The organism is Zarconia navalis LEGE 11467 (genome assembly GCF_015207075.1).
GTDB classification, from domain to species: Bacteria; Cyanobacteriota; Cyanobacteriia; order Cyanobacteriales; family Geitlerinemataceae; genus Zarconia; species Zarconia navalis.
Genome location: NZ_JADEXN010000197.1, coordinates 1 through 8,461 on the forward strand (window position 1 = coordinate 1; position 8,461 = coordinate 8,461).

Annotated in this window: 7 protein-coding genes; 1 reads left to right on the forward strand and 6 read right to left on the reverse strand. The window is 51.7% G+C overall.

From position 1 onward, the window contains the following. The 6 genes from IQ235_RS11760 to IQ235_RS11785 form a co-directional block, all read right to left on the reverse strand. A partial coding sequence (locus IQ235_RS11760; protein ID WP_264321653.1) for an oligosaccharide flippase family protein occupies positions 1-393 on the reverse strand: 393 nt, incomplete at its 3' end. Positions 394-397: 4 nt separating this feature from the next. Then, a complete protein-coding gene (locus IQ235_RS11765) occupies positions 398-1,522 on the reverse strand; it encodes a glycosyltransferase family 2 protein (protein ID WP_264321654.1) in 1,125 nt (374 codons plus the stop codon). 21 nt (positions 1,523-1,543) lie between these two features. After that, positions 1,544-2,812 (reverse strand): glycosyltransferase, encoded by a 1,269-nt coding sequence (locus IQ235_RS11770; RefSeq protein WP_264321655.1) that lies wholly within the window; start codon positions 2,810-2,812, stop codon positions 1,544-1,546. 193 nt (positions 2,813-3,005) lie between these two features. Continuing rightward, the gene (locus tag IQ235_RS11775; protein WP_264321656.1) at positions 3,006-3,932 is read right to left on the reverse strand and encodes a glycosyltransferase family 2 protein; all 927 of its coding nucleotides are present in this window, start codon (positions 3,930-3,932) and stop codon (positions 3,006-3,008) included. A gap of 14 nt (positions 3,933-3,946) precedes the next feature. Further along, positions 3,947-5,425, reverse strand: a complete 1,479-nt coding sequence (locus IQ235_RS11780) for an NAD(P)/FAD-dependent oxidoreductase (protein ID WP_264321657.1) — start codon at positions 5,423-5,425, stop codon at positions 3,947-3,949. A gap of 240 nt (positions 5,426-5,665) precedes the next feature. Further along, complete coding sequence (locus IQ235_RS11785; RefSeq protein WP_264321658.1) at positions 5,666-6,715, reverse strand: glycosyltransferase family 2 protein; 1,050 nt, start codon at positions 6,713-6,715, stop codon at positions 5,666-5,668. A gap of 837 nt (positions 6,716-7,552) precedes the next feature. Here IQ235_RS11785 and IQ235_RS11790 point away from each other — a divergent pair. Further along, positions 7,553-8,461, forward strand: a 909-nt coding sequence (locus IQ235_RS11790) for an LIC_10190 family membrane protein (protein WP_264321659.1), incomplete at its 3' end; no start/stop codon positions are given.

The window sequence follows — 8,461 nt, forward strand, 5'->3', positions numbered from 1 at the left end:
CTGAACGTCAGTCAGGGAGTTGATGAGGATTAATCCCGAAAAGCAGCGCAAAATCGGCACCAACGCCGGACGATCGAACCATTGTGCCACCAGGGGAGCAAACGCAATCCCGGCGATCGTTAATATGCAACCGCAGACCAGATTCGTCCAAAACGCCGTATCGATATGTTCGGGTTCGAGGTTTTCCCGCTGTACCAGGGCTTGGGGAAAGCCTTGGTTGAGGAAAATATGCACGAAAGCCAAAAAGACGTTGGCCAGGGCCACCAAGCCAAAATCTTCGGGCCCGAGCAACCGCGCCAGTACGAAAAAGACCAACAGCGATCCGAACTGTCCGCCCCAATTTTGGACGGCCGTCCAGATCGCCGCTTGGAGAACTTTGCGCTGAAAGCTCATAAGCTCAGACTTGTTCTAGGCCCGAAGGAACCGGACGATCGTTCGCTGTTGGGTCTGTTTGGGCTGTTTGAGCTAAATGCTGCTGGGTTTGGCGGTGACGGTAGGTGAGATAGCGGTTGAATCCATGTTCGAGTTTGGCGATCGCGCGCGCCACCCATTCCGTGCCGATGCCGAAGGTCAACCGACGGGCAAGGGGTTCGATGAGGGACATATAGCGCCGCCAGCCCAGTTTTTTGTACTTGGCTTGAAAGTAACCGTCTTCGGCCAGGTTCCACTTATCGCGAAACCGATGCAAGCTCGATAACGTCCACTCATCGCTCCAGCGCAGCATATAGTAATGGACATCGGACAAGTCTTGCGGTGCGCCGGGAACGTAAGTCACTAGGGACTCCGGCTCGAAATATACCGTCTGGTCTGCTTCGCGAACGCTCAAGCAAAAATCGAGGTGTTCTTTCGTATTGAGCATTCCTTCATCGAGCGATCCGACGGTATCGAAAACCGATCTCCGCACCAAAACGCAATGAAACTCTGCCAGTTCCGTCTCAGAGCGTTCCAAGCGCGATCGCACCCGATCGACCTTTTTACCCTGGTCGTTCATTTTTTCCCGCATCCGTCGTCGCCCGGTTTTATCCACCCAGACATGACTCTGACCGCCTGCGAAGTGAATTTCTTCGTGAATCGGCTCGTACTGGCACATCAGCGGCCCGACCACTGCGGCGTCGGTTTCTTCGGCACAGCGCACCAACGCTTCGAGCCAACCATCGGAGACAATAACATCGTTATCGACAAAAGCGAGGTATTTGGTGCGAACCTGCTGCAATCCTAGGTTCCGCGCCTGGTTGGGATAGAGGTAAACATCCGTGCGGACGATCTCGAATCCCCGGATCTGAGCTTGTTCGTCGAGGTACTGGCGCAGTTTGGCCGGAGAGTTGCCATCGATGTAGACGAGCTTGAAGGGGAGTTGGGTATGGGCGTAAATGCTCTCTAGAGATTCGCGGGCGCAACTGAAGCGCTCGCGCGGCACGACGACGAGGGTGACTAACGGCTCGGCCGAGCTAGTATCGGCTTGAGGTTGGGAAGTCGGTTGGGAAGTCGGTTGGGAACTCGATTGACGGATGGTAGCAGTCATACGATCGATCCTCCAGAAAATTTAAGTAGGTAAAAGAGAAGCAGTTTTGCTAGGGGGTTGGTCGGGCTGTAAAAGCGATCGATACAAAGTAGCGAGTTCGTCATTGAGTCGAGACAAATCGTACTGAGCTTCGACGCGAGCGCGTCCGGCACGTCCCATTATCGGCCACCGTTGGGGATGTTCGAGCAATTCACTCAACTCCCGCGCGATCGCCGACGCATCTCGCTCGGGAACCAGGAATCCTTCCACGCCGTCGTCTACCAACTCGGGAATCCCCCCGTGGCGGGTACTGATAATCGGTAAACCCATTGCCATCGCCTCTTTGAGGGTATTGACGGGGGCATCTCGATCGCCATCGGCAGCGGTGACGCTCGGGGCAATAAACAAATGGCAGGTTTCGAGAATGTCGATGAGTTCTTCTTGAGACTTTTGACCCACCAATTTGATTTTCGATTCGAGTCCGAGCGATCGCACCAACTGCTCTAATTCTGGGCGCAACTCCCCCTCACCGACGATCGTATATGTTAGATTCGGATACGATCGCATGCATTCGGCGACTCCTCGAATCGAGTACTCGATCCCCTTTTTCTCTACCAACCGTCCTACGGTGGCAATCCGAACCGGTTTTTTGGCGGGTGGACGGCGAGTTCTGAAGGGAAAGCGATCGCACTCCAGCCCAGAACCGTGAACTTTTATCCGATCTCTCGGACAACCCAACTCCAACGCCTGCTGTTTGAAAAACTCGCAGTTGGCGAGGAAGTAGTCTCCCCGCGAGAAGAGGCGATCGTAGATGTGGGGACCTTTCTGGGCCACGAATCGACTGATATCTTGCCCGCGAAAGGTGGTCACCAACTTGGCTTGGGGGGAATTAACCGTCTGAAACGCCATTCCTCGGAAACTTTGCGTCCCGAACTGGCAGTGAATGATGTCGTAGCTCGATGCGAGTTCTGGAACCAGGCTGTAGAGCAGCCACAGCGAGAGAGCCGGTTTCCCATATCGAACCACATTTAGGGCGCGCAGGGTTTTGAGCGGTGCTTGCCGCAGTCGAGTGGCGAGCAAGCCAAACCCTTTAATACAGCGCCAGAGCAGGTTTTCGGGAATTGACGGCAGATAGGTGGTTCGATCGAGCAGTTTGTATTTCGTGACATCGCCGTGGAGGATGGTGATGTCTCCAGGAAGATCGGCATAAATATCGACCTCGTGCCCCCGATCGATCGCCCCCGTAATTTGATTGAGGATAAAGGTCTCAGACAGTAGGGGGAACTGTCCGACCATAAAGGCAATTTTCATCTCTTATACCCGAGTGAAATTGACAATGTACCAAGTCTATGATTATGAAACCAAAAATTGAACGTCTACCGGGAATGTGCGATCCCAGCAACTATCGAACGACTTTTTGATGAAGCCATCGGAGGTTATCCGAGCGCATTCTTCTTCTGACGAGCGCGTCCTTCGTGTCTTTGTGGTTCGCCCTCGTCCGATCTTAAGCCCGTGCCGATCGCCGACCCAATCTCAGCCGCAGAATTTCCAACGCACTGACGTATCGGAAAAAGAACATCGCACGACAAACCTGAAGTTTGTCTCGCGCGTCCTTCAACTGCCGATCGCCCAAAGCATTCCAGACGAACATCAGCGGTGGAATCAGATGAGTTAGCATTGCTCCGGCAAATGCCCGATCGCGTTCCCAGGAAGAGGGACGATCGCGAACGTGCAAATCGTAGAAACCGCCAGCGATTCTCCGGGTGCGGGCGTAAAGCTCGCCGAACGTCGATCTCGCCGGATGGGAAACCCGCACGTCCGAAGCATAAACCAAGGGATAGCCAAAGCTGTGAACCCGCTGACCCCACTCGCGATCGCCGCTGGACTTCAGCCCGACGCGAAAGTTACCGACGCGATCGAAAATTGACCGCCGGACAAAGAGATTAGCCGTCGCCCCATATCGATCGCCCTCCACAAACTGCCGTTGGGTAAACGCCGTCACTTTCTCGAACAGTTCGACGGGGGTGAGGCGATCGGGATTTTGGAAGAACAACTCGATGTTACCGGCCACCAAACCGCAATCGGGGTGGCGTTGAAGACAGCTAACCCCCCGTTCGATCCAGTCGGCAGCGGGAATACAATCGGCATCGGTAAATGCTATAACCTCCCCAGTTGCCACCGAAATCCCTCGATTGCGAGCGGCGTAGGAACCCGGTGTGGATTCCCAGGAGAAGATCGCCCCGAACCGACCTGCCAAAGCTTCTACGGCTGCCGCATCCTCCGAACCGTTATCGACAACGATAACTTCGTAGCGATCGCGCCGGTAAGTTTGACGATCGAGTGCTTCCAAACATCGGGTCAGTCGTCCGGAATCGTTATAGACCGGAATCACCACCGATACCTTAGGTTCGTGCTGGGTCTGTGGTGCCATCTCGGGTTTCCTCCCTAGGCTTTGATACTGACCGGTTTGGGCGTGTCGTCGTTCTGCTGTTGCTGCTGCTGCTGCTTCTCGAAGCGCTCCTTGGTGAACTCTTCGTGGTAGGAACGCTCGACGTTCACGTTCCACAAATCGTGGTCTTCGCCGAGAATATTCTTCGCCGCGAGCATTCCCGTCAGCATGGAGTGGTCTTGATTGTTGTAACGGTGCATTCCGTTGCGGCCGGTGGTTTGCAGGTTCTCGAAGGTTTCGAGATAATCCTCAATCACTTGAAGGTGGCGGCGATATTCCCCATCGTAAACCGGATAGGCTTTGTACTGACGAATCACCGTGCCGTCTTCAATCAGGTCGGTATTGTCTACCAACCCCAAACCGACGACTTCTCGGCTGGCCAGGGCAATTAAGTCCTCGTTGGACATCTCCCACAGGTTATCCCCTTCGCTACAGAAATACTCCATACCCAGACAGGTTTTGCTCGCATCGGGAACCATTTCCGGACTCCAGTTTTTGAAGTTCTGGATGCGGCCGACTTTGAACTCGGGGCTGTGGATGTAAATCCAGTTGTCGGGGAATAAATGCTCTTTATTCACCACCAGGGAGACGATTAGAAAATCGCGATACTTCAATCCTCGTGCCGCTTCTAAGACATGCTCGGGAGGGGCGGGATTGAGGCGGTTGAGCAGCAAGGAGACCGGCATACTCGAGACGAAGTTGTCGCCGGAGAATTTGACGAGTTGCTCGTCTTTAATGGCGGTGATACTTTTGATGCGCTTGCCTTCGCGCTCGATGCCGATGACGTTGGTCTTCAAGTGAACTGGCGATCCGCGATCGTCGAGTTTCTCTTGAAACCGTTCCCACATCATGCCCGGCCCCAAGCGAGGATATTCAAACTCTTTAATCAGGGTTTTGGTATTGTTGACCTTGAACAGGGCGTTGAGGACTGCTTTTTTGAGGGAGAGTCCTTTAATGCGCTGGGCGGCCCAGTCGGCTTGGATTTTGGTGCAAGACATTCCCCAAACTTTTTCGGTGTAGGTTTTGAAAAAGGTTTGGTACAAGCGCTCGCCAAATCGATTGGTCACCCACTGTTCCAAGTTATCCTCTTCGGGCAAGGGGCGCATTTTGATTTTCATATAGCTGAGCATAATCATCATGCTGTCAATCAGGCCCAGCTTAGTCAGCGCGTCGAAGGGTTCGAGGGGATAGCTGAAGAATTTGCCATCGTAATAAATCCGAGACATCCGAGGGACGTTGATGAAGTCGTCGGTGAGGACTTCGTGCCAAAGCTGTTCGACTTCTTTAACTTTGGTGAAGAAGCGGTGACCGCCAATGTCGAAGCGATAGCCTTTATAGGTTTCGGTGCGGGAGATGCCCCCGACCCGATCGCCTTTTTCGAGAACCACGCTTTTGTGGTTCTGCTTGCTGAGTTGATAGGCGGCTGTGAGACCGGCAGGGCCTCCGCCGATGACGACTGTAGGATAGTGTTGCATGATGAAGCTTGATATATATATTGCTAGATAACTCGATTGCGCAGAGTTGAGTTGCTTGCAGAGCGTCGATACGCGAGAAAAACATTCAAACAATCGATCGAGCTTCGCGTTCGACTCGCTCGATCGGATTTCAACTTCAAAAATTAAATGAGTTCGATATCGATAGGAATTCTGAGTGTCAGGATTGAACCGTTGGCTGAAGCGAGATTGACGAAGAACCAATAGCTCAATGCTGACGATTTAGCTAGCCCAAATTCTGGACAACTTGCCCATTCTTAAGGGGGTTAACTCTCTGACCCCGTGACGAGCTAAACCGATCGCAAATGCGAAGCCGCTGTAGAAAAAATAAAACCAATGCCAAGGAACGACCTTGAGTGCGAAGAACAATCCTCGCTTGCGATGGAAAAATTGATAGACGGGTAAATTAATCAGACCTAACGCGACAGCCGCAATCGGTAAGAGTGCCGCGAAACTAGGCGAGATCGCCGCCAGAGCGAGGGCTAATACCAAGCCATAAACCAGTAGAACGCTGACTCGGCTCGATGTTTGTAAATTGAGGTCGTTATTGAGGGCGCGATTGCGTAATAGCAGCGCCGTCCAGGGCAGTGCGCGGTAGAAAATCTCTGCCCGGAGGAGGGAGAAAGCTTCCCAGCGCTTGAGGTGCTTGACCTGAATATCCTTACAAAGTTTTATTGCGTGACCGTACCGTTTGAGTCGGTATCCTAACTCAATGTCTTCAACACAAGCGGCACGATATTTTTCATCGAATCCACCCAGCTGTAGAAAGACCTCTCGCCGAACCGCGCCGCAAGCTCCCCAGAAGGTTGAGGCGACTTCGCTAGAGGTTTGGTGGGTGTAGTGATGGAATAAATTCTTATATTGAGATAGAAAATTATGAGCCCCTGGAGCATCGTCGTAGGAACCGATTAGAGCGGCTAAGTCAGGCGCTCTTTCAAATTCTTGAACGACGCGGCCAATGGTCTCGGGATAAACGGTCACATCGGCATCGACGAAAAATACGATGTCTCCCGTCGCGGCACGAGCGCCGATATTCCTGGCTCGGGCAGGGCCTCGACTGGTGGCACAGCGAATGACCTTCGCCCCAAACTGTTCGGCGAGCTGCCACGATCCGTCTGTATCCCCATCGGACACGACGACGATCTCGTGAGGCGAAATGGCCTCGGGGTCGCAGATGACCGCTTGCAAGCTCGACAGGCACTTGTAGAAGGCCTTCCCACCGTTGTAGACGGGAATGACGATCGAGATGGTTAGTGATTTTGCGGTTTGCATCGCTATGACCTAGTTAGGATCTGATGAAATTTACTTAGATGTTTAAAAGCCTTCCGGTACCAAACATCGTTCCATACTTTCACGTAAGTAGACAGTCAAAAGACATAGACTCATCAAGTCTTTAAATAATAATTCTCGTTTATAAAGACTCTGTAAATATGTCAGAAAAATTGTTCTGAAAACTTTTCTGCCTTCTATATCTATCTGGAGTGTATTTCCCGATTTTCGATCTGACGTTGCGAGAGGGTAGAAAGATCGGGGAATAGATTTTTCGCTCTTCTCCACTTCACTATCTGCAAGGTTGGGACTTCCAAAAAAAATGTGTAACGCTTTATACAGAAGGGCTTGTGGGGCTACAACTTTGTTTGCTTCCTCGCTCCTGGAAAAGCACGAAATTTTGAATGCATCGAGATCGTCGCAATCGCAAACTTCATTTATTAGGACGAAAAAAACAGATTTTTTCTCTACAATTTTGAGAATTAAATTGAACCTTAGGTAGTTGAATATCTGAATTTGGAACAAATTTATCTCGATCTAGATCGAGATTTTATCGAATTTAAAACCTCGGAGGGATTGACAAAATACAAATTTTACGAATTAAAATCTACGAAAATATATCTAAGTATCGCCGAGCGAGGGGTGACAACACCCCTCGCTCGGATCGAATATCGATCGGGGATTTCTAACCACCACCCCATCAATTAGAACACTCGTGTTGGTGAGCTGGGGGAGAGAAATATAAAAAGAGGGAGAACGATTGAATGGTTTTTAAAGCAACGCCCGATAGCCGATACTGAGTCTACACAACTGACCCTTGACCATTGACAATTCATCTTTATGCTTTATCTAATCCTAGTTTGGCTCGCGCTTCTGGCAGTTTGCTCGATCGTCGGCAATGGAACGCTCGCTCTTATTCGAGATCGTGACTTCGATGACATTGGCGATCGCTTCATCGCATCCACTTGGCTGGGTCTTGTCATTCTGTGCGTTGCGCTACTGGCAGTATCATTTGTCGTACCGCTCTCGTTGTCGGTCGGACTTCTAGGATTTGCCGTGCTAACGACTTCGGCATTGACGTTACGGCGGGTTCGGGTTGCCATGGCGATCGCATGCTGCTCTCTCACGTTAGGTTCGATATCGCTAAGCGCGCTATTGACGATCTCGATCGCGGCGTTGATGTCGCAGCAAATCTGGTGGTTCGATACGGGATTGTATCACCTCGGTTCGATTCAGTGGCTTTCCGAATTTGGAGCCGTTCCCGGAGTCGCTCTAATTAACCCAAAATTCAGCTTTGCCTCCTCGTGGTTTGCCTTCGCCGCACCCCTAACCCCTGAATTTTTAGGCGATCGCATTGGGGCAGTTTCAAATGGGTACATCTATTTTCTCGATACCCTCCAAGTTGCGATCGCCCTGAGCAAAATTGTTTCGGGTCGGGCAAAGGTTTCAGACGGATTTCTCTTTGTCTTTTTCGCGATCGTCATTTCGATTTATTTGGCAAGCTCTCCCGCATCGCCAATTTTAATCTCGTTCTCTGCCGATGTTGCCGTGACTTCCCTCGTCGGCATAACCGCTTGGGCGATTCTCGTTACTTCTGCCGAACCCAAGCCGCTAACCAACCCGTTGCAGCAATCCGATCCCCTCGATCGAAAAACCGCTTCCATCCTCGATTCTCGGCTCGTTCCCCTGATTTTGGCGGTTGGTGCCGTCACCATCAAGCTCACCGCACTGCCGCTGTTGCCGATCGCC